This window comes from Bradyrhizobium sp. 76 (genome assembly GCF_023073025.1).
Lineage (GTDB): Bacteria > Pseudomonadota > Alphaproteobacteria > Rhizobiales > Xanthobacteraceae > Bradyrhizobium.
The window spans coordinates 1-20,748 of the sequence record NZ_JADPIS010000080.1 but is presented as its reverse complement, the minus strand read 5'-3'; the positions used below and the strand labels follow the sequence as shown (position 1 = coordinate 20,748).

Below are 20,748 nucleotides of genomic sequence, written 5' to 3'. Positions count from 1 at the left end.
CCCTCTCCAGACAGCGGGGCGAGAAGTAATCTTGCGCGCGTTCTGGCTGGATGAAGACGCATGGCGCTCGAAATTGGTCACGATTTCCGACCTCAATTGGATCGAGGGGGGGCGCGCAAACGCGGTCCCGTCGAGGCCGCCTTGGCATCATGACTTTCTGTCGCGCTGGCGCGGCGCGCTCGGCGAAAGAGGTACGAAATGGAAAGAGCGTGAGATCCTGTTTGGCGAACTCGTCGCCAAAGTGGCGATTCCGGGGAGCGACGTCAACGAGCTGCACGCGCTCGATGTGGATGCATTGATCAACTGCTTACTTTCCCTGGTCGACGGTCGGCCAGTCGGATCGCGGCAGCAGAATCTTGTCGAGGTGCTGAACTCCTTCCTCAATGTCGAGCGACGACAGCGCTATGTGCGCCTCATTCGGACCTTCGCCCGACTGACCAACAGGGACGCTCTCTTTGAAATCGAGAGTGTTCGCAACAAGATCGTCAAAGCTCGCACAGTGGTGCAAGACGATCGCCAAAGCGTGTCGGGAAAGATCGCGCTGGCCTTGTTCCCGGAGATATTCTCTTCAGCTTGACGCAATGCCAGCAGCGTATCTCAGCGCTTGACGTATTCTGTAGCGCAATCAAGTGAGTCGAGGATTGCGGACGGGGCCAGATTGCCTGTGGGGGCAGCGGCTTGGTAGGAGACGATGGCGCAACAAGGTGGAAAATATCGTGCATTCCGTAGATAGTGACGACCTCGAAGCGAAGCGCATATGCTACGCCTGCATTGGCGAGCAGTATCTAAGCGATGAAGTTCGCGCAAAGGGCAAACGCGCCAAGTGCAGCTATTGCGACAAGGCGCGTCGTACCTTCAGCCTTGACAAGATGGCCGCACGTGTGGCGACCGCGTTCGAGCAGCACTACTATCGAACGTCAGATCAACCAAACGACTACGAATATATGCTCCAGCGCGACAAGGAGCTGAGCTACGAATGGAATCGACATGGCGATGATGTCGTGTACGCCATTCAAAACGCCGCCGAAATCCCTGAAGACGCGGCCCAGGACGTCCAGTCAATCCTGGAGGAGGAACATAGCGATTTCGACAGCGCGGCCATGGGTGAAGAGACGGAGTTCGCGAGCGACAGTTACTATCAAGAGAAAAAGGTCAGCGATGATGCTTGGCGCGAGGAATGGTATCGGTTCGAGAATTCACTCAAGACCGAGGCGCGTTTCTTCAGTCGCACCGCAGCTACGCATCTGGCGGCCATCTTCGACGGGGTGGATGCTTTGCGGACGCGGCAGGGGCAGCCTCTGGTCGTAGATGCGGGGCCCGGAACGCCCTTCCATACACTCTCTCGTGCCCGGGTCTTCCAGTCCGAGGACAAACTCGAGGTGGCGATGTGTCGGCCCGACCTCCAGCTCGGGTCGCCGCCAGCGCTGGTGGCTGCGGCAGGTCGCATGAATGCGCGGGGCATTTCTGTGTTCTACGGCGCCAACGATCCCAAGGCCGCCATCGCCGAGGTGCGGCCTCCCGTTGGAAGCAAGGTTGCCGTGGCGCAATTCGAGATTATCCGAAAACTCCGGCTGCTCGATCTGACGGCGCTCAAGAATGTCCAGATGCGCGGAAGCATCTTTGACCTCGATTTTGCGCGCCGGCTGGAACGAGCGCAATTTCTGAAATCTCTGAGCAACCGTATCACCCAACCGGTCATGCCCGACTTTCGAGTATCTGGCAACGCAAGCCATCGCCGATTTTCTCGCAACGGAATCCTCGGTGCCCATTGATGGCATTATCTTCCCGTCGGTTCAGGTCGCGGGAGACGTGCTCAACGTCGTCCTATTCCACAAGGCTGCGCGCGTCGAGGCGATGGAAATTCCGAGCGGGACCGAGATCAGAGCCAGGACGGGGCAAAGTACCGCGGAGGGGTGGGAAGTCGATTACTCGGTATTCGAGGAGGTGCCGCCGCGGCCAAAGGTTGATGAAGAAAAGGAAAAATCGCCAGGATGGCCCGACTTCGATGCCATGCCGGCGTTGGCGGGAGAACGGGTCGATTCCGATCTGCGGGAGCCAAGCCTTCGCGTCATGCCGGACAGCGTCAGCGTACACCATGTGGAGGGCGTCGTCTTCAAGACAGACGAGTATCAGGTGCGTCGTTCCCGCTGGGAGAAGGACGATCGATCGCCGTTCTAAATTTACACCCGGTCACGAGAAGGTGTGTGATGGCGGCGGCGACTAATGGCGCTGACGCATGAGGCGCTTTCGCCGGCCACAAGCAGTGGCACGAAAATTCCTACGACGACCGCGAACGTATCGATGAGAACAGCGGCCCGAATTGGGATGCGCCAGCGCTTGCCTGCAAGGGAATAGCTTTCATTCTTCCTTTGGCGACCACGGATCAGGCAGGCTGACAATGTCGGCGAACCGCTTTCCGTCCCGAAACATCCACTTGTCGTCGTCCGCCTCAAATCGGTTGATCTCTCGTAGCTCGTCCGGAAGAGGGTGGTCCGCCCAAGGATGAACTGCGAGTACCGGCTGCCATTTCTCCTCTCTCAGCTTCGACAATCCTGTCTCAGGTAACAATAGAACTGCGCTCACATGCGTGTTCCGCGGACCGTTAGGCCCATGCCAAAATCCATTCTTTGCGCGAGTGATATGAGCCGAGCCACCGTTGAACTGCACGATCTCGTCGCCAAAGACGGCGTCTCCGTAACGCATCCGAGTAATCAGCTCGGCGCAGTCATCCGCCGGCATTCGACGCCGCGGTGAAACGAAAGCACCGTCAGTTGCATTCGCCTTCGTCTCTCTACGCTCGAAATCAACCGGTAAAGCGCCCGGAATGACCGCCGCAAATCACATCGCTGCGCGATTTCGCACCCGCCCATTCGATGTAGTCGTTTCATCAATAATCCGTCGGACCGGAATAAACCTCGCATCAACGACATAACTTCGGTGCTTTAGTATTGGATTTTGGGCACGTTGACGAACGCTCTGAGTGTCGCGAATGATTGCGCTCATGGACGAAACTGAAGCCTAGGAGAACTCTCCCAATGCGCCGCGAATTGCCGCCCCAGTTGTCGACCTCCCATCGTTCTCGCCCCGGCGACATGACGCTCCCGGACGTCGTCAAACTTTGCAACCTGTCCCTGAACGTGCCCGTCGACCGCTTTTGCGAAGTCGCTGGAATTGGGACAACCAGATTTTATGAGCTAGTGAAGGACGGCGTGATCCGCGTTCGAAAGAACGGACGCCACACGACTGCTCCTGTGGAAGATTTGTTCCAGCTTCTGCGCGGCGATCAAGCCGCCGCCTAACCTTCCACTTCGGCGCGCGCGGTTCCGTCCCGCGTCAGCGCCGGCGCCGACCCGGCGGACGTACCCGGGCGGCGCTAGCGGCGGCGCGCTGCGGTCTCTGAACCTTTCCCCAGCGCGCCGCTCTTCATCCAGCAGATCGGGAGTTGACCGATGAAGCGCCGACGCAAGGCAGTTCCTTCAGCGCACATTTACGCGTTCCCGTCGGCCCGCCACCGTCGGATCGTCGCTTTCATAGCCGCCGAAATGCGCAAGCGACCGTCGGCTGACGACGCTGAGAAATATTGATCGAGCACCTTGACATGGAGTGGGGCCGGCTCGCTGGGCTGGGCATCACCGATGCCGAAATCGAACAGCATTGCCACGCTTTCGGGAAGGCCGCTTGGCAGATCGTCTTCGCAGATCGTCGGACTTGGGGGGCAGCATGACTGAACGGGCCGTGTCGCGCGCCGTGCGCAGCGCCCGGCGCGAAGTGGCGCCGGCTCAGGAAGGCGATCCCCGGCTTCATGTCCGCATCGCCGAGCCGAAGGCGAAGGTCTTACTTTTGCCCGGCCGCTTCCGGGACGCCGCTTACATCAAGCGCCACGTCGAATTCGTTCTGACGCGACCTGCCGAGCAAGGCGAGCAGCATGTTCGGCGAAATCTAAACGCGATCCGTCGGACACTGGATGAAATAGGCGCTGATCATTTCACCATCGACGCGGAAGTCCGGCGCATCGAAGCAAAGGTCCGCGCCGAACTGTGGCGGCAGGTTCTGACGCCGGGCGGTGACCAATGAGCACCGCTGCCGCACGCCGGCTTACCGGGCCGCGGTGGCGCGCCTAGAGCAGGCCCGGGCGCCGGCCGCTGAACAGTGGCCCGAACCGCCGCCTTCGATCGTGATCACGTCCGCGGCCGACCGGCGGGCCTTCCAAGGTTGCTTTGAGCAAGCCGAAGGGTTCGAAGGGCAGCCGCTCTATCGCACGATTTGCCGATGCCAACGGGACGGTCCACCCCGACGCGGCCTGGCTCAACCTGCTCAAGCCCGATCGTCTCCGCATCGCACTCGCCGCGGTCCGGGGGGATACCGAACGTTGGGGAGGCAAGCGGGCTAGGCAACGACTGGAAGGGGACCTGACAGCGCGAATTGTTGCAGCGGAACGATACGGAGCCCAGTGCGCCAGAGCTATCGAAGTCTCCGGTGTCGAAGCCGCGAAGGACGCAGCACACATAGAAGCAAAGAAAATCCATTATTTGCTGTATAGAATTCGCCAGCACGCGCCGCTTACCGTCTCAGGAATGTTGATCTTGGCGCGCGGCATGATGCTGTTCGAGGAAGTGCAGAAGAGCAACTATTGCGGCGGCGAACAGGGGCGAGGTCTGCTTCTGGGCCGCGAGTTAGCAAGTGCGGTCCTTCGCGTCGCCGGAATTGCGGCATAACATCGTCGAATGGGGCGGCGGCTTCCGCCGCCGTCCTCCGGGCCATCTTTACGAAAAAGGTCAACCATGGGCGAGCGAAGGCGAAGACGAATGATGATGGCATACCATGAAGCGGCCCACGCAGTGCTGGCTCGCCGTCAAGGCCTAGCATGCGCGGAAATACGTATGTCAGGATCGGTCGGAGCCTTAACCGCTTCGGCGTCTTATGAGAGTGGAGAAGCAGTAGAAGCGAAGATTGCGGGGTACGAGATCGATGGCGCTGTAGCATTAGCAGGACCAGTCGCGAACGTTCGTTTCTCAGGGCGTCCCAGCTCGTTTTCTGACGGCGCCGAAAGCGACTTGCAGATTGCACAAGTGGCGGCCGGTTCTATTGCTCTACTGAAATCTGGCCAGTCGTTGCCCGGCGCTGGGAACGAGGAGCTTGAACTTCCCCGGGACGTCCTTCGGCAGGCGAACGACATACTGGCCGTCATCTTGCAGAATTGTGAAGCGTTGGTCGACGAGCACTGGGCCGAGATTGATCGTGTAGCGAAAGTCCTAATGCACCGCGATCTGATTACGGCCAGTGAACTTGACCAGCTTATAGCCAAAACACCCAGCTGAATTGCATGTACCAAGCTGACCGCTCTGAACGCATCAAGGCTTTGGTGAAGGTCGCTCTAGCGATCCTTCCGGAACGCTGCCGGTTTCATTATCCAAGCGCTCGACGGCCGGGCCCGCGTTTACGACTTCCGATACAACCATATGGCGCTGTCCTTGCGTCGGCAGATCGACAATCCAGCGCACACCAGAAAACTCGAAATTAGGTTCCACGGCGAGCGGGTGTTGTTTGCGGAGTGGACCGACGATGGCTTTACCAAACGGTCATATAGGTCGGGTGATTGGGAAGCGCGGCTACGTCGGTGCGAACGGATACCCGCGCTGGCCGGGCGGGTCAAAGCAGCGACATGAAGCCCGACCGACCATACTGGCCGGCGGCGCTGCGGCTGGGTCAAGCCGCGAGCTATTGCGGGCTGTCGGTCCACATGTTGAAGGCCGTCTGTCCGATCAAGCCGATCGAGTTCACGCAATCAAGCCGCGGCAATCTGTATCTGCGAGCTCGGGCCAAAACCATGCCTGCCCGAGGTCGCGTTCACTTCGATCTAGGTAATCGTCAGGCGACGTTCTATCCCGAAGTAGCGTCTGATATCGATGTCGTGGTTCGCTTGCTGTACTTGGTGGAGGTCATCAGCGCGAAGCCGACGACGGCCAAGATCGCGACCGCGGCAACCACGACGATCAGTTTCAGGAAGAACGTCCCGGCTATGTCGTTCGCCGGGGAGAACTGTTTACCGGCGGTCGGGGAAATCCAGCCGATGACGATGCGGATCGCTAGAAGGACGATCGCGCCGGCGAGAGCCAGGATCAAAATGATTGCCAATAGCAGCTCCCCTGCAACACTCCGGAGGCGGCCGGGTTTTGCACCGACGGACATTACACTCGTGATTGGCGCGAGGAATTCTCCCGCGGTGGTTTTCCCCGTTTAATGCGGCCTAGCGGCGCGCCGCGGTGGCGCTTTTCCGCGTCCCTGATCTGGCGCGCCTCGTGGAATTCTTGGCGGGAGATACCGACGTCGGCCGCTGTCGGCTTGCTAGCGTTCCGGGTGGTAACTCTAGGCAGATTATCTCCAAGACGCGCAACTTCACCCCGCGCTTGCGCTGCGTCGTATTCGTCGGCAAGCCGACGCTTTGCCTGCGCCTCGATATTAAGCGCATCGCCTTGCGCGCGGTAGGCGGCGCAGATCAGTTCGTCGTGGGCCTTCTTCGCCTTCGCGAGCCGCGCTTGAAGCTTCGCTGCAGTATAGGCAACGACAGCACGGCCGCGGGCGTCGAGTTCATCGACCGAGAATGCCTCAACCTGCGCAGCTGACATGGTCGGCGCCTTCCGTTGCTTGCCGTGGCGGCCGGTTCGTTTTTCAACTGGTAACTGCTTTCCAGTTGATCGACGGGCTATCGCTACGGTTGGGTGACTGACGCCGATTTCCGCCGCGATAGCGCGGTCAAACTTCTCCGGGTTAGCAGCGATTGCTTCGGCCGTGCGCTGCGCGGCAGAGAGATACGGCGCGCGGCGCAAGAACCCCGTTGAGCCGCCCTCACAGGCCATGATCGCCGCCCGCAAAGTTTGATGGAGCGACGGCGCTCAAAGAATGAGAGATGGCTGTTGGCTGCACTGCAACGCGTGATGGCGCGCTCGACTAGGATGCAAAAGGACAGGTCCGCGCTCCTATCGCTTGCCAAGGGGGCCTGATATTTTGTCGCGTGCCGAACTTTTTGGTCCATATTTTTCGAAGACGCTGCAAATTCGATCGTGCCCCGGTGGGAAGTTTTATTCATGCAAAGCGATTTAAGCTGCGCCGAGCGTAACGCGGCGAGTACCGCTGAGGTCGAAGAGTTCGCAGCCGAGCCCCTCGCGACCGGCAGACCCGTAGCTGCAAACGATAACATTGAGGACGGGCCGTGGCTGCTCGTTCCATTTCCTGACGATTGGTGCGCGACGTGTTGAAACATAGTCCAAGAACCTAGCCCCTTGGCGCGGGTAGCGTCGCGACGGTAGAATGTTCGTAGACGACCGCTGACTAACAAGAAGGCACAATGAAATTTGCCGAGACCAGGAACACTATTGATCGCAGCGAGGTTTGTTCTTCATCAGAGGCTAGGCGTTGCGGAGTTCTCTTCCATGGCTACCCAGATCGTAATGGACAGCACAGGCGACAGCAGACATTTTTTTGAGGAAGACGACCCCAAGGGGCTCGCCGAGGCCGAGCGGCGCTTCAAGATGTTTACCGGCCGGGGATTTACCGCTGCCACTCGGACCCCGGCCGGCGATCTCAAGCTGATACGGACATTTGATCCAACAGCGAAGGAAACGCTGTTCTATCCGCACTTAGTCGGCGGTTAGAACCGTCGTAGCACCGAAGATGTTTTTGTTCGGACGCAACGTCGCGCAGGGCGCGCGTTTGCGCGCCCTGCGCGCGCTCTATCGGAGCTTCAACGAGCAAAATGGCCCGGAAGCGCGTGCACGCCGTCTTTTGCGGGAATGGTTATCTCCAGAACAGCGCGCGCAATTTGATGTCAATGGCTTTTTTGAAGTCACTGGTTCTCTTACCGGCCGTCGATACCGAATTCATCAGTGCACCATGAGCAATGTTTTGGAGCTGGATGAAAAATTGGAGCCTAAGGTGGGATGGTGCTTCCTCCCCGAACGGGTGTTGGCAGTTGGCGATGTGATGCTCGCCCAGAAGATCGCACTCGAAACCGACGAAGCCGCGGTTCTCGCGATCGCCAAGTCGTTTTCTCCGAGACTGCCGTTTGTGCCCCGAGCAGTGCCGCGCGGTCACTAGAGCTGATCATGGGCGGGGCCGCCGCTTGTGGCGGCGACCCCTAGCCGCGAAGCCGCCGGTACGCGAGACGAGGACGACTTCGCGACTGCATCCAGCATCGGCGCCGCCGGCGGCAGGCGCAAGGACGTCTGTGCGTTAGTGTTACTTGGGCTGCTTGACGGCGCCTGATGGCTTCGCAGATGGGGACCGCGAGGCGATCGCTTCAACCTTTTGTAGCGTTCGTGCGAACTCAGACCGCAGATGTTGGACGTGCGCGACGTCCCTCGGCTCTGACAGAAACGCGATCTTCACGAGGAAGCGGTTCAACAGCGACGCTATTCCAAGATTTTCGGAATGTTGCGAACGCAGTACGGTGAGTTGCCGACGCATCTCGACGAGATCAAGCGGTTCGTGGTCCGGCTGCTTTTCCAAACGAAACCGCCTGCAATCAAACGAAGCGCCGCGTCGAATATGGTGGTGCGACGACTTCGCCTTGGGTGGAGCCAGACGGGCAATGTCCGGCGCTCAGAAGGTAACGCTTCGCAGCGATGCTGCAATCGAGTTGCAGAATTAAGCTTGATGCAGCGAGATCAGGTTAATTCTGGAACAGCCGTGCTGCCGATCTATAGCTCCCGTCCCGTCGCCGGGTGGCTGCGGTTCTTCACCTTGATCCAGTGCTTCTGCCGGCCGCCACGGTGAGGCCGATCGCGATGCTTGGATACCAGCCCCTCAAGACCCATGCGATAAGCGGCCCGGAATAGCTCAGGGCTGATCTCGCCGCGATCGGGAATGCAGCGTCTCAATCACGGGAGCCGTATTTCGTAAGCCGAGCTGGCCTTACTCCCAGCCGCGCCGGCCTATTGGTCCTTCTGCCGAATGCTCGCGGTGGAGGCGGGCCATCTCGCGATTGGGCCGCGTGATGAAGTCGCGCTCGACGCAAAAGCCGGCCGTAATTGAAGCGGTCAGTGCAAGGCCGCAGGCGAGGTAGCTATTCATGAAATCCCACAAAATGTTGCTGCCCGCGACTACAAGAAAAGTGAGTGCCATGACAGTATCGCGAAATGCCCGAACCATGTTGCCCTCAACTGATTGGCGAGGCTTCACTTAGCATTGCAACCATGACGATCAGCGGCGTCGATGGGGTATCCGGCGCTGTCTTTCTGCACGGAGTGCGCGCTCGCTGAACCAACCGGCCAGCAGGACCGCAAAAGCGGCAATCTCGCCGGCGGCCGCCCATCGGATCAGCGAAGCCCGGTCGTCTGCTGGCATCGCCGCGAGCGCATCAAGTTCGGCGCCCTTGTCCAGCGATGTACCGGCGAGGCGGTCTAGATCGGGGCCTGGCGCCTTGGCGAAGTCGGCGCAAGCGGCAGCCCGATAGGCATCGCCGACGGCGAACCGCCTACTGTTGTGGATCGTCGATGTCGAACGCGCCTAAACGGTAATCTTCGCCCACCGATTGCTCAGTCGTTGGCCCCACACTCAAAGTGAACGTCGCGTCGGGATAGCGCGTCCACACTTCGATGTCGTCTGACGTAACGGTTAGATAGCCGAAGAGGCATTTGTAACGGCCGGGCTCTGTCATGCGGCCGATCTTGTCCCAATTGATTTTGTTAACGCGCACGCCCTAGCTCCACTCGTTTTCGGGGAGCGAGCCGGGCGGCGGCTTGAGTTCTTCTAGGCCGGCTTCGATAGTTGTTATTTCGTCTTGGACGGCCTGAACAGCGTTCGCGGGATCGATGCCGCAGACAGCGTGTAGTTCGCCCAGCATCTTGCGCCGATGCGCGAGCAGGTCCGTCAAGGCTCGTCGGTCCCGCACCTTCACGTAGCCGCCGACGATCATTTCCATGGCTGTTGACACTGCGTTGCCTCCACTGCGCCTTTGAGTTATCGCGGCCGGCTAAGTTCCAACAGACCGGCTTCGGTCATACGATATTCGACGCCTTTGCCGGTTGAGCGTCGCTCCATCCATCCGTTTCGTAAAAGAGCGAGCGTCGTTCCGGGGCTGTCGGGAAGCTTTAACGAAGACACCCAATCGCGGTCACGAAGACGATCGAGAAATTGCCGGTGATAGTGCTTAAAAAGCGACCTGCGCTTTTCTTGCCGACGGATGTCTCGCAGTATCGTTTCAGGCGGGAGTTCGGTTTCCATGCGGTTTGTTGCCATCGCATGGTTTACGATCACTTAACGATCGGGAACAGCCGGCAATCTTTTCTGAATGGTTCATGGTTGTTGTTTTGCGGCATGGGAGGACGCATCTGCTTGGTTCGTGCCCACTGTCAGGCGAAGCTATGCTCGCCTGGTCCATCGAGGTTGAATTGCATCCGCTTGTAGCCGATAGCATCAAGTCGACCGATGACCAGCCCGACTGCCAGAAGGGCAGTCTTTGACCTTGCTCAAGGCGGTTTGAGACAAGGGCGCTTAGAACCCAACACGCAGCCGAACGGCGCCGCCATGACGTTGCTCAGGTTGTGGGCCCGGGTTCCTAGGAATACCGGGCCCGCCTTGTTTTACCGGCTCAGGTGGCGGCCGCGATCCGCCGAGAGATGCTCCACATTGGCATTGAACTTCCGTTACGGCGCGCAGGCGCCGCGGTCCCAGCTGGGCGCGTGTTTGGCGTCGGCGCCGGCCCATGCCAAGCCTGCATGTTGGGCTGGCCGGATCAATAACCAGTGTGCAACATGACCGGGCTGTCGAGTGCCGGCAGTCCTACGGCCCCGCGCTGCGGTAGGTGCGGACCCCGAAACGCGGGGGCGACTTGGCTATCCTGTCCAACTTCCCTAGCGGCTTGGAAGCGGCCGCGGGCTGCATGGACTGTCGCAGCGGCGCTGTCTCGGTACTCGCTCGGCGCGCTTCACAAGAACGCCGGATGACCGGCCCTACCGCGGGCCGAATTGGGAACGCGGGCGCGCATACCGATCACGTCAACCCGGATCGCGCGGGAAATAAATCAGCCACATTTCGCAGCGGCCTTAGTCCCGTGCCGGCGCCACCCGGGCGACACAAAGATCGAGAATGGTCCCGGCGCTGCAACCAACGATCGCAAGGAAGCACATGTTGAGCAGCACCGCATCACCTATCTCCGCATGCTTGATGCCGATGCGGAAGGCGCTGACTGGCGCGAGGTATCGCGGATCATCTTGCGCATTGACCCGGAACGTGAGCCAGCGCGCGCTCGGCGCGCGTTCGAAAGCCATCTTGAGCGCGCGAAATGGGGCGCTGACAGTGGGTACCGTCGGTTGCTGCGGCAAGGATGGCCTTCGGCTCGCTGAAAGGGCTAGGTCACGACAATGGCCGGCGGGCATCGCTGCCGCCGGCCATCGCTTTGCGCTACCTGTGGCTGGGGGGCTGATCGGCAGCGCTGATGGTAAGCCTGCCGAACCCCGATTAACAACCCGTTAACCAATTCGGGCAGGCTCTGGCTATTTCGCGGGCAACAACGCGGCGGTGTGCTGGGACCTGCGTTGAACCAGTTCAGTGCTTTCGCAGCGGTATTGCCACATCCACGACCACGCCTCCGCCGTCTCTGGTGAACGCCTGACACCCGACTGCTGCGTTAGGAAGAGCAACGGTAGCTTGTTCGCCGTCGTCGTTGAGTGCGGTTCTCTGGCATCGATGAGCCGCCGCCTGTAGTTTTTTCGGATCGACACCCGTGACCGCGCTTCCGGCCGTCGCGGCGAGGGCAAACCAATCATTTGACGGGAAGCCGCTCGCGTTCACAAACTTTGGATCGCTAATTAAAACCCTGTCCGGCTTCTTGAAAAAGACACTGCCGCCGGAGGCCGAGAGAAGTGATCGAAATGCGTGTTTCCCGCTCGATGATCCGAGCCGTTATCTCCCTGCATTCCGGCGGACCGCTCGCCGGCAATCGCGGCTGTGAGCCGGCATTCCGAGAAAATCATAGCCGTGAAGAGCACCGCATTTATGCCAACGAGAAGCCCGAGGCCCATGCCAAACAGACGGTGCACTTCTAATCTCTTGGGCTCACTAACTTTGTATCCGAAGCCGCGCCGACTATTCGCATCTTCTCTATCGGCGCCTCCGTTGTATCGGCAATCTCATACGTTTTATTGCTGCCGGAATATAGAAATACGACGGCTCCCGTCACGTCGGGCAGGTGCAAGAAGTAAGAGGCTTTTTCGACCGCGCTACGTCGAAGGAAGCGCCTCGGAAGGGACTTCCCTGAGGAGGAAACCTTCAGCTCAACGATTACCTTCTCCGTAGAGCTCACTCCCGTCGATCGCTCGACGACGATATCAGCCTCTCTATCAGAGAACAGTTGGCTCTGTTTGACCCTAAAACCTCGCCCGCCGCGCAGCGCACCGACGAGATATCCCGCAATAGTGCCTACCGTACGAAGATAATGCGGTCTCAATTGATCGCGAGAAACCAAAGGGTCTTCTGTATGTCCTTGAGCAAATCTGAGAAGGGCGCTCGTAACTAAGTCAAGCAGCGGTGTGCCCTGCCGGGTCGTCGGGGTGGCGGCAGGCGCTCGTGGGTCCGCCGCAGTGTCAAAAGCAAGTTTCCCGTCGATCTGATCGCAAAGAACGATGGCGAAGACCGTGACAGATACGATTGCCATCAGGCCTTCGTCCTCGTCGAAATCGAGAGTGTAGTCGTGCGTGGAAGGGGTTGCGCCATTCGGTCCGGTAACGCGTAAATTGATCCAACACTTTCTTTCGAAGTAGATCAGCCTCACCGAGGAACTCCTCGATTTTGCGGGGCGCGATACGCGACGGGTCCTTGCCAGCGAGCACTCGGTAAGCTTCCTTAACACTACCCTCAAAAGCTTGATTGCAGCGAAAGACAACATCGGTGAATAGTGTTTGGTCTGGCTCGGATTGTCCTCGCTTGTAGTGCTTGATGGCGGCATCAATATGCGCCATCACCGCCTTTAGGCCGATTTTATAGGGGCCTGCATGCAGATCTTTGATTTTCTGATCGAGAATTTTCTGAAGGTCCATCGAGACACTTCTTCTTACCAAGCGATGGCATCTTCGTTGCAATTCTGGTCGTGCTGGCGTGTCGGCTGACGCTCGGGGAGGAAGGTTTCCGTGCTTGGGGCTGGCGTATCCCGTTCTTGCTGTCTGCACTTCTCGTCGTGTTTTCGATCTATCTTCGTCTCAAGCTGAGCGAGTCGCCGGTTTTCGAGCAGATGCGCCAGTCCGGCAAGGTCTCGCGCGCGCCGGTTCGCGAAAGTTTCGGCACGAGACAAGGATTGGGTTATGCGCTGTATGCTCTCTTCGGCGCGACGCGGGTCTGAGATGCGTGTGGTACACCGGGCAATTCTACACGCTGTATTTCCTGCAGAGCGTTGTCAAGGTGGATTTCCTGACGGCGAATGTCTGCGTCGCCATTACCCTAGCCATCGGTACGCCCCTGGTGTCGTGAGCGGGGTCTTGTCAGACCGCATCGGACGTCGTCCGCTGATCGTCACCGGACTTCTGCTCGCCGCCGCGCTCTACATTCCCATCTACATGGGCGTTGCAAGCGCAACGGCTGCGCACAACTACGTGGCCGTCACCGCGCTAATCCTGGCGCAACTCGTCTTGGTAATGGTGCTGGTGTATGGGCGAATGCCGCGTTTCTCGTCGAGCTCTTTCCGGCGCGGCTGCGATATACCTCGCTGTCGCTTCCGTATCCCATCGGCACTGGCATACTCGGCGGCTTCGTTTCGCTGATCAGCCTCTCGCTCGTCAGCTACACCGGCAACATCTACCCCGGCCTGATCTATCCCATCGCGATCGCACCAGCAAAAATGCAGTTACAAGTTGGATAGGCCAGACTCGCCCTATCGACCTCATGAACCCTGCCCGACGAATATGGAAGCTGTCATGAGCAACGAAAGTGCTCACGTGAACACCGAGATCGCGTCCGACGCGCCTCTCTACAAGACCTCGATGTGTGCGTTGTGCGGGCTCATTTACAACGAGCGAGACGGATGGCCTGAAGAGGGCATTCCGCCCGGCGCCCGCTGGGAGGACGTGCCCGCAGATTGGATCTGCCCCGACTGTCGTGCTGGCAAAAGTGAATTCGAGATGACCGAGGTCTGAACCAAACCGTTGATGCTGCGCGACCCTATGGTGCACGGCGTCCCACAATACCAAAGGAGTTATCATGTACGTCCCTCCGCACTTCGTTGAGGCTCGCGCCGAGGTACTTCACCATCTCATTAAAAAAATCCGCTCGGCTTCCTCTTTACCAACGGGAAGAGTGGGCTTGACGCGAATCATATTCCCTTCGAGCTGCATGCGCACGAAGGTCAGCAGGGCGTGCTTCATTCGCATGTCGCTCGTGCGAACCCTATTTGTCAGGATCTCGCCACGGGCGACGAGGTTCTGATCGTTTTCCGCGCCGCGGATGCCTACATCGCGCCAAACTGGTATCCGAGCAAGGTCGAGTCCAAGAAGCTGGTCTCGTCCTGGAACTACATGGTTGCACATGTGTACGGACGTGTCACGATCCGCGATGATGAGCGTTATGTCCGCGGCATGGTCGCGCGCCTGACGCGCATTCATGAGGCGAAACAGCCGATCCTTGGAAGATGACCGACAGCCCCAACGACTACATCGACGCGATGCTCAAGATGATCGTCGGCGTCGAGATCGAGGTCACACGCCTCATAGGCAAGTCGAAGCTCAGCCAGAACAAAGAGGTCCGAGATATTGTCGGCGCCGGCTATGCCCTAAAGGCACAGGGGAACAATGTGATGGGCGAGGCAATGCTGGCCGCAGCCGTCAACACGGAGCAGGCTTCATAGCCAGTCAATCAGCTGTGCTACCCTCCACTCGTTGGCAGCAGTGGCAATCATCTTCCGCGAGATCACGCTCACCTCGATCTCTTCAATTCGGCGATGCGTCCTGATCCATGAAGATCAGGCGTGCCGGATGTTGCTTTGCCGCGAACAGCTGATCATTAGTGATGAGCCCGGTCTCGAGGAGGGTGTCCAGAACCAGGTTTGCACGCTCACGCGCATTCGGAAGAGCAACATGCGAAGATAGATCTAGTGGCGCATTTATCAGGCCGGCAAGCAAGGCTGCTTCGCCAAGTTCGATATCCTGAACCTGCTTCTGGAAATAAGTCTGCGCAGCTTTACTGACCCCGAAGATGCCGCCTCCGATCTGCACACGGTTCAGGTAGATCTTCAGGATTTCATCCTTGCTGAGCCGCCACTCGAGCCAAATTGCGAAAAGCGTCTCCTGAATCCTGACCTCCAAATTTGGTCGATCTGAGGGGAATAGAATTTTCGCAACCTGCTGGGTAATGGACGAGCGCACGGCCTCTGTGCCCGGGGCGGCATGCAATGAGAGCGCGATCGCGGTAAGGTCAATGCCGAAATGGCTATAGAAGCGGCGATCCCCGGTTGCCAATGTCGCCTTGACTAAGACGTCCGGAAGCTCCTTCACTGAAATCGAGCTGTAGGTCGCGCAAGCGCTGGTCAGACCCATGCGACATTCCGGCAGACAGAGTGTGGGATCGTCGCCGTGGCTCCAATCCTGATCACCTGTTTTCTGAAAAACGGGGTTTGCCACGATCATTAACAGTATGAGGCTGATGAGCCCGAATGTTAAGGCCTCGGAAAGGGGATCGATGATCGTACAGCGCAAGGATCGACGAACAAGCCTTGCACCGCGCATAAGCTCCGTTAGCATGCAGGCAATCGAAGAGACACGCGTGGCTCCAGCCATCATACGATCTGGGATTGGGATTCTTCTTCGCGGTATCATCTGACTCACTTGCGTTTCAAATTGTTTTGAACTTAGCGTGTCGAAACGCGTGCTGCCTGCGGCACGCCGCTCCGTTCGGACGTCCCCGCCAGACAAAGCATCTGTCGTAGTTCTGGAGCCGCGACACGCCGCAGCACAACGTAAGAACTCGCGCATCAGCTGCACCTTGCCGAGGGTGCCGGCAGCGAATTCTGCAGGTGAGAGGTGAGCCCGTGTGAATTTGTTTAGCCCTCGCGGGCTATTGTCGAGCGCTTCTGGTTCGCAAGATCTGCTTCTGGTTGCCAGCACGCGGGTTGCTCGAGCGAGTTGCGCGACGGCGGATGACTGCTGCAACTCTCTGCGGAGTGGGCCGTAGCCATATGCAGCCGCGCGCGCTCTCGTCGGATGCGAAAGCGCCGAGTACGGACGCCGTAGCCAGCCCCACCGGCGGCGACAATCGAAAGGACAATAAGAGCTGCCACCATCATCTCAAGCACGCCTCGCAGATCCTCAATGTCCCGCGCCTGCACCTTGAGGCCGGAATGTGTCTCGGGTTCGGAGAATCGAACCGGTAGTTAGTACAACTTGACGCTAGGTACGATTCAAGTGGTGTTAAGGTCCAGCTCTCGATTCAGTCAGGTATCGGTTTGAACCGCCCGGGTTTGTCGGACGCTCCAACTCCTGAGAGAATGGAGCCATGACGAGCAAGACGACGGACAAATTGTCACCCGAGGTCCGAACCCGAGCGGTTCGGATGGTTCTGGATCTCTCCGGCGAGCATCCTTCGCGCCGGGCGGCGGTGAGATCGGTTGCGGCAAAGATCGGCGGCACACCGCAAACGCTTCGTGACTGGGTCAAGAAGGCGAGATCGACAGCGGGCAGCGGACCGGCGTTCCGACTGAGATGGCCGAGAAGCTGAAGGCCCCGACGGGAGAACCGCGAGCTCCGGCAGGCTAACGAAATCCTACGGAACGCAAGCGCCTATTTTGCGATGGCGGAGCTCGACCGCGGGTCCAAGCCATGATCGCCTCTTGATGATCCATCGTGGGCGCATGGGGGTGAGCCGATCTGCAAGGTCCTGCCGATGCGCCCCCTCGACCTACCACGCCGATGCGGCCAAGCGGCGCGATCCAGCCAAGCGGCTGCAAAAACAACGCCAACGCGCGAGTTCATAACAAGTGCAATTGTCAACCCACATCAAGATCGTCCCGATTTAACCGATTTGGCGAGGAGCCCACATGCAGCGTCTTTTGTCCGACAAGAAAGTCGCCTGGTGCCGAGTCATTCGATCAGTCCTGGTTAATCCGCCTGCAGCCCGCACCCCGCGCGTCTGGCCCAACCTTTGCTGTAGTGATGGACCCACTGTAGATCTGCATGAAGCTGACCACCGACTTTCAGGAGCGCGGTCCGGCACGGTCTCGCTGTGCGGTTGACCGCGCTTTCGGTGCGGGAGGAGAGCTGCTCTAACGTTGGGATATGATGACGAAGAGGGCGTCGATGCAGAGTTCTCGAGTGGTCGCGCCGGAGACGAGTTGCACGTTGTGGGCATTCGCTGCGCATTAAGCGGCGCGATCCCAGATAGGAGAAGTATGGATCGGATCCCTTCGGGTAAAGGCTTGCCAGAGCCCAACACGAAATTGTCTCATCTCGGTCGCGCGCCGGCTGAACACGCCGGGATGGTCAATGTGCCTGTCTATCGAGGTTCCACGATCGTTTCGGAAAGCCTCGAAGAGTGGGATAGGCGCAAGCAGAATCCAGTGACGAACTACGGACGATTCGGCTCACCGCTGTCTCGCGCTCTCGAGGCTGCCATTTGTGAACTGGAAGGCGGGTATCGTTCGATCTTGTTCCCTTCGGGGCTCTCTGCGTGCTCCCACGCGCTTCTCGGGATCCTGAAGGCCGGGGATCATGTTTTGATCTGCGATAACGTCTATGAACCGGTCAGGATATTCGCGAACGAGGTTCTAACTAGATTTAAGGTCAAAGTGGAGTACTTCCATCCCACACAACCTTCGGATCTACTCGCGAAGATTGGAGCAAAAACGCGAGCTGTGTACCTGGAGTCCCCGGGGTCACTGACGTTTGAGGTACAGGATCTTCCCGCGCTGTGCGCGATCGCGCATCATTCGGGTGCGCTCGTGCTCATGGACAACACTTGGGCGACGCCGCTCTATTTCAAACCCTTTCTCCATGGCGTCGACATTTCGATCCATGCCGCGACCAAGTATATCGTTGGTCATTCCGACGCCCTTCTGGGCATTGCTACTGCTAACAAGAAAGCGTGGCCGCTCCTGCAGCCAAGCGCTCATCATTTCGGGGAGATCGCTGGGCCAGATGACATCTATTTAGCTCTTCGTGGACTGCGGACACTAGCCGTTCGCATGAGGCAGCATTGCGAAAATGGCATCAAGCTGGCTCAAAGCCTGGAAGACCACCCGGCAGTGGGCCGGGTTCTACACCCTGCGCTCCCAAACGATCCCGGCCACAATATTTGGAAGCGGGATTTCTTGGGTGCAAGTGGCCTGTTCGGCGTCGTTCTGAAGGCTATGCCCAAGGCCCAGCTTTCGGTTTTCTTCCAGAAACTGCGCCTTTTTGGAATCGGATTGTCGTGGGGTGGGTACGAAAGCCTTGTGCTGCCTGTCGATGATCCTCCACGAATGGAAGCTAAGGTTTCATTTGATGGACCGTTGATTCGTATTCACGCCGGCATCGAGAGGCCGAGTGATCTCATTGCGGACATGCATCAGGCGCTGCAAGCCGCCTGCGAACACTCCGTGAGCGACGCTGCTTACCAGGATGAGAGCAGAGACGGGTGATTTCAACGGCAGTATTGATGGTGCGGAGGAGGCCGATAAGAGCGACGCTTGGGGGCGCTATCGCAACCATCCGTACGGCCTCTTTCTGTCAATGTGCGTGAGCACAACGCCCATGTGTGCGGTCAGTTGGATCTCATTTAAGCCGCAGGCCATTGCCGTATTCGGATGATTCGCTTGCCCAAACATGTCCGGGTGCTTTTGAACACGAGCGCTTGGCAATAGGCGATCGCGCAACCGGGAATCTCCGGCGTTCCGTTCGGTACGGCACGACCGCAAACGGGTATCGCAGCGGATGCATGCCATTTCTGCGTCTAATTGCCTCTCTGCCCTATGACGCGGGCGCCGGGTCTACGCTAGCTCGGCTGGCCCCCGGAGCAGAGGCGCGGAGGCTGACCCAAGGCGTAAACGATCGTTCGCGTACTTGCCGATGCGACATGCATTCTTCAGCTAGCACCAACAAGGTTGTGTCTCTTGCGACGAATGTCCGAATTGTAGCAGTGAACGTGGCGCCCAGTTCTCCAGCACTCCTGGTTTGCGGCAGTGCTCCTGCCGCCTCAGCTGGGACGACATTTTCTGGACGCTTCAGGTCCGCCTCCTCCGGAAGAGGCGCATGCACAATGTTATCTATCGAGCAGCTACCCAATCTCAGCCAACTCGATTGCAGCTCATGACGAGAAGTATGACTGTCGCGTTCGGTCGAGCACTTCGAAGCAAGAGGAGGCTGAAAGTGGGCAGGGCCCTGCCCAAATCGATCCACTCAAAAGACGCAGCACCGGATTGCCTAAGTCGGTGGCGGGAGGCACCAAATGGACCTATTTTGCTTCATCGAATGCGCAAAACAGTCGATCTCCCGAGGTGTTGTTCGATCTGCTTGTGAGCTGCTCGAGCGAACAGGGCTTCAGTCAAGTCGCTTACGGGGCGCTGACGGACGCGGAGCCGACCCGCCGGCCAGAGTATCTGCCAGCCGCCGTGACAGTGAACTTTCCTTCCGCGTGGCGCGAGCGCTATGCTGAACGCCGATACAATGCCATCGATCCTGTGGTTCGGTACGACGATGCAGTCGGCGGCGTTTTTATGGGATCAACTCGCTCACAAGATCAATTGCAACCCGGCGAAGTGCGTGTGTTGAACGAGGCCAAAGAGGCGGGTCTGAAGCACGGCGTAACCGTACCACTGTTCGGACCATTTGGACGGCTATGCGTCGTATCCTTTGCATCCAGGTTCGACGATGTCGACCCTCAGTGTCGCCTCAGTCGTCTCAACGCATTGGCTTGGCAGTTTCATCATGCATTTACAGAAATCGCGCCCTCATCGGAGGGCAAATGCCATATGAAAGTGGCCCTATCCGAACGAGAAAAGGATTGCCTCCGCTGGGTGGAAGAGGGGAAATCATCCTGGGAAATCGGAGTCATCCTGAGAGTCAGCGAGAATACGGCGAACTTTCACCTGAAGAACGCGATGCGAAAGCTAGAGACGAACAGCCGTACCCATTGCCTCGCCAAGGCGATTCGCCCCGGTCTAATCTGACGTTTCGGCGCCGCTGCCCCGTACCGACCTATGTCGAAGTCACGAGCGAGCGATCTGACCAGCGTGGCAACACGACAGCGAGGACACGTTCAGCCCAAGGTGCAGAAGATGCTGTCGCCGCAAATAGCTGACAAGCCTGTCGTCTCGTCGTCTTCGGGGGCATAGATGCGTATCCCGCCGAGGGTTGGTCGAGTTTTCGAGGCGGGAGAGGTTCGCACGATCGCCTAAATCCGACGTGGACTGGCCATGACGGTAGACTATTCGGCGTATCGATGACGCGCGTGCGATCACAGTGATCTTCGCAAGCGTGCTTGGTTGTGGAGTAAGCGCTTAGCCGGAACCCTTGCTTCGGGATCGGTATAGCTGTGCGAAAGAAGCCTCCGGCTTGGACGGAGGTTTCGGATGGGATTGGACAGCAAAAAGGACGTCCATTTGGACGGCTCAACGAGGGGGTCGGTGGGCCGGCTGGAGGTTCTTGAAGGACCATCGGGGCGCCGCGTACGTTCGGAAGCTGAGAGAGCTCGGATCGCCGCCGAGAGTCTGTTACCCGGTGCCCAGGTGTCCGAGGTGGCGCGCAAGCACGGAGCGACGCGCTGGCAGATCTACGATTGGCGGCGGCGGTTTCGACA

The 20,748-nt window shown here is 58.8% G+C and carries 27 protein-coding genes, 1 pseudogene and 1 other annotated feature; of the genes and pseudogenes, 20 read left to right on the top strand and 8 right to left on the bottom strand.

Annotated features, from left to right (window positions below; all coding sequences use genetic code 11):
* The first annotated feature begins 31 nt into the window (after positions 1-31).
* From IVB48_RS16255 to IVB48_RS41010, 3 genes are all read left to right on the top strand, one after another.
* Positions 32-577, top strand: a complete 546-nt coding sequence (locus IVB48_RS16255; RefSeq protein ID WP_247400842.1) for a hypothetical protein — start codon at positions 32-34, stop codon at positions 575-577.
* A gap of 127 nt (positions 578-704) precedes the next feature.
* Positions 705-1,772 (top strand): RES family NAD+ phosphorylase, encoded by a 1,068-nt coding sequence (locus IVB48_RS41385; protein WP_346658997.1) that lies wholly within the window; start codon positions 705-707, stop codon positions 1,770-1,772.
* On the top strand, positions 1,762-2,178 hold the full coding sequence (locus IVB48_RS41010; RefSeq protein ID WP_346658996.1) for a hypothetical protein: 417 nt from the start codon (positions 1,762-1,764) through the stop codon (positions 2,176-2,178). Before IVB48_RS41385 ends, IVB48_RS41010 begins: the two co-directional genes overlap by 11 nt.
* A 180-nt stretch (positions 2,179-2,358) precedes the next feature.
* On the opposite strand, the gene IVB48_RS16245 is transcribed toward IVB48_RS41010, so the two are convergent.
* Entirely contained in the window at positions 2,359-2,739 is a 381-nt protein-coding gene (locus IVB48_RS16245) for a hypothetical protein (protein ID WP_247400840.1), read from the bottom strand.
* Positions 2,740-3,035: 296 nt separating this feature from the next.
* Here IVB48_RS16245 and IVB48_RS16240 point away from each other — a divergent pair, with 296 nt between their 5' ends.
* The 4 genes from IVB48_RS16240 to IVB48_RS16225 all read left to right on the top strand — a co-directional run bounded on the left by IVB48_RS16240 (position 3,036) and on the right by IVB48_RS16225 (position 5,318).
* Entirely contained in the window at positions 3,036-3,299 is a 264-nt protein-coding gene (locus IVB48_RS16240) for a hypothetical protein (RefSeq protein ID WP_247400838.1), read from the top strand.
* A 421-nt stretch (positions 3,300-3,720) separates the two neighbouring features.
* Entirely contained in the window at positions 3,721-4,074 is a 354-nt protein-coding gene (locus IVB48_RS16235) for a DUF6074 family protein (RefSeq protein ID WP_247400835.1), read from the top strand.
* Positions 4,075-4,217: 143 nt separating this feature from the next.
* The gene (locus IVB48_RS16230) at positions 4,218-4,715 is read left to right on the top strand and encodes a hypothetical protein (RefSeq protein WP_247400832.1); all 498 of its coding nucleotides are present in this window, start codon (positions 4,218-4,220) and stop codon (positions 4,713-4,715) included.
* A gap of 165 nt (positions 4,716-4,880) precedes the next feature.
* Positions 4,881-5,318 (top strand): hypothetical protein, encoded by a 438-nt coding sequence (locus IVB48_RS16225; protein ID WP_247400829.1) that lies wholly within the window; start codon positions 4,881-4,883, stop codon positions 5,316-5,318.
* A 562-nt stretch (positions 5,319-5,880) separates the two neighbouring features.
* On the opposite strand, the gene IVB48_RS16220 is transcribed toward IVB48_RS16225, so the two are convergent.
* Both IVB48_RS16220 and IVB48_RS16215 read right to left on the bottom strand, forming a co-directional pair.
* The gene (locus IVB48_RS16220) at positions 5,881-6,135 is read right to left on the bottom strand and encodes a hypothetical protein (RefSeq protein WP_247400825.1); all 255 of its coding nucleotides are present in this window, start codon (positions 6,133-6,135) and stop codon (positions 5,881-5,883) included.
* A gap of 53 nt (positions 6,136-6,188) precedes the next feature.
* Positions 6,189-6,857, bottom strand: a complete 669-nt coding sequence (locus IVB48_RS16215) for a hypothetical protein (protein ID WP_247400824.1) — start codon at positions 6,855-6,857, stop codon at positions 6,189-6,191.
* A gap of 573 nt (positions 6,858-7,430) precedes the next feature.
* Here IVB48_RS16215 and IVB48_RS16210 point away from each other — a divergent pair.
* Both IVB48_RS16210 and IVB48_RS16205 read left to right on the top strand, forming a co-directional pair.
* A complete protein-coding gene (locus tag IVB48_RS16210; protein WP_247339994.1) occupies positions 7,431-7,652 on the top strand; it encodes a hypothetical protein in 222 nt (73 codons plus the stop codon).
* Between the two features lie 19 nt (positions 7,653-7,671).
* Positions 7,672-8,094: a hypothetical protein gene (locus IVB48_RS16205; protein ID WP_247400822.1), complete on the top strand. Its 423-nt coding sequence runs from the start codon at positions 7,672-7,674 to the stop codon at positions 8,092-8,094.
* An 816-nt stretch (positions 8,095-8,910) separates the two neighbouring features.
* Here IVB48_RS16205 and IVB48_RS16200 read toward each other — a convergent pair.
* The 3 genes from IVB48_RS16200 to IVB48_RS16190 form a co-directional block, all read right to left on the bottom strand.
* Positions 8,911-9,120, bottom strand: coding sequence for a hypothetical protein (locus IVB48_RS16200; RefSeq protein ID WP_247400820.1), 210 nt, complete (start codon positions 9,118-9,120; stop codon positions 8,911-8,913).
* Between the two features lie 352 nt (positions 9,121-9,472).
* On the bottom strand, positions 9,473-9,694 hold the full coding sequence (locus IVB48_RS16195) for a hypothetical protein (RefSeq protein WP_247400818.1): 222 nt from the start codon (positions 9,692-9,694) through the stop codon (positions 9,473-9,475).
* A 3-nt stretch (positions 9,695-9,697) separates the two neighbouring features.
* Positions 9,698-9,931 (bottom strand): hypothetical protein, encoded by a 234-nt coding sequence (locus IVB48_RS16190; protein WP_247285875.1) that lies wholly within the window; start codon positions 9,929-9,931, stop codon positions 9,698-9,700.
* 1,147 nt (positions 9,932-11,078) lie between these two features.
* Here IVB48_RS16190 and IVB48_RS16185 point away from each other — a divergent pair.
* Together IVB48_RS16185 and IVB48_RS16180 are read left to right on the top strand one after the other, a co-directional pair.
* A complete protein-coding gene (locus tag IVB48_RS16185) occupies positions 11,079-11,342 on the top strand; it encodes a DUF2285 domain-containing protein (RefSeq protein WP_247400876.1) in 264 nt (87 codons plus the stop codon).
* Between the two features lie 519 nt (positions 11,343-11,861).
* The gene (locus tag IVB48_RS16180) at positions 11,862-12,044 is read left to right on the top strand and encodes a hypothetical protein (protein ID WP_247400816.1); all 183 of its coding nucleotides are present in this window, start codon (positions 11,862-11,864) and stop codon (positions 12,042-12,044) included.
* Here IVB48_RS16180 and IVB48_RS16175 read toward each other — a convergent pair.
* A complete protein-coding gene (locus tag IVB48_RS16175; RefSeq protein WP_247400814.1) occupies positions 12,041-12,769 on the bottom strand; it encodes a hypothetical protein in 729 nt (242 codons plus the stop codon). The genes IVB48_RS16180 and IVB48_RS16175 overlap by 4 nt on opposite strands.
* Positions 12,770-13,063: 294 nt before the next feature.
* Here IVB48_RS16175 and IVB48_RS41180 point away from each other — a divergent pair, with 294 nt between their 5' ends.
* The 5 genes from IVB48_RS41180 (at position 13,064) to IVB48_RS41375 (ending at position 14,830) form a co-directional block, all read left to right on the top strand.
* Positions 13,064-13,333, top strand: coding sequence for an MFS transporter (locus tag IVB48_RS41180; protein ID WP_346659000.1), 270 nt, complete (start codon positions 13,064-13,066; stop codon positions 13,331-13,333).
* Between the two features lie 136 nt (positions 13,334-13,469).
* Entirely contained in the window at positions 13,470-13,751 is a 282-nt protein-coding gene (locus tag IVB48_RS16165) for a hypothetical protein (protein WP_247400812.1), read from the top strand.
* 219 nt (positions 13,752-13,970) lie between these two features.
* Positions 13,971-14,123: a rubredoxin gene (locus IVB48_RS16160; protein ID WP_247340050.1), complete on the top strand. Its 153-nt coding sequence runs from the start codon at positions 13,971-13,973 to the stop codon at positions 14,121-14,123.
* 180 nt (positions 14,124-14,303) lie between these two features.
* Positions 14,304-14,618, top strand: a complete 315-nt coding sequence (locus IVB48_RS41380; RefSeq protein ID WP_346658999.1) for an FMN-binding negative transcriptional regulator — start codon at positions 14,304-14,306, stop codon at positions 14,616-14,618.
* Positions 14,615-14,830 (top strand): hypothetical protein, encoded by a 216-nt coding sequence (locus IVB48_RS41375; RefSeq protein ID WP_346658995.1) that lies wholly within the window; start codon positions 14,615-14,617, stop codon positions 14,828-14,830. Before IVB48_RS41380 ends, IVB48_RS41375 begins: the two co-directional genes overlap by 4 nt.
* A gap of 82 nt (positions 14,831-14,912) precedes the next feature.
* Here the strand turns inward: IVB48_RS41375 and IVB48_RS16150 are convergent, their stop codons facing one another.
* On the bottom strand, positions 14,913-15,518 hold the full coding sequence (locus IVB48_RS16150; protein ID WP_247400808.1) for a transglycosylase domain-containing protein: 606 nt from the start codon (positions 15,516-15,518) through the stop codon (positions 14,913-14,915).
* 955 nt (positions 15,519-16,473) lie between these two features.
* Here IVB48_RS16150 and IVB48_RS16145 point away from each other — a divergent pair.
* From IVB48_RS16145 to IVB48_RS16130, 4 genes and pseudogenes are all read left to right on the top strand, one after another.
* Positions 16,474-16,882: pseudogene (locus IVB48_RS16145) on the top strand (transposase); the annotation flags it as partial.
* Positions 16,755-16,870: a sequence feature (AL1L pseudoknot), on the top strand. It overlaps the preceding pseudogene by 116 nt.
* 363 nt (positions 16,883-17,245) lie before the next feature.
* Positions 17,246-18,592 carry a cystathionine beta-lyase gene (gene metC / locus IVB48_RS16140; protein WP_346658994.1) on the top strand — a complete coding sequence of 449 codons (1,347 nt, stop codon included), beginning with the start codon at positions 17,246-17,248 and terminating at the stop codon, positions 18,590-18,592.
* A gap of 777 nt (positions 18,593-19,369) precedes the next feature.
* A complete protein-coding gene (locus IVB48_RS16135) occupies positions 19,370-20,119 on the top strand; it encodes a LuxR family transcriptional regulator (protein ID WP_247400805.1) in 750 nt (249 codons plus the stop codon).
* Between the two features lie 402 nt (positions 20,120-20,521).
* The coding region (locus IVB48_RS16130; RefSeq protein WP_247400803.1) for a transposase at positions 20,522-20,748 on the top strand (227 nt) is incomplete at its 3' end.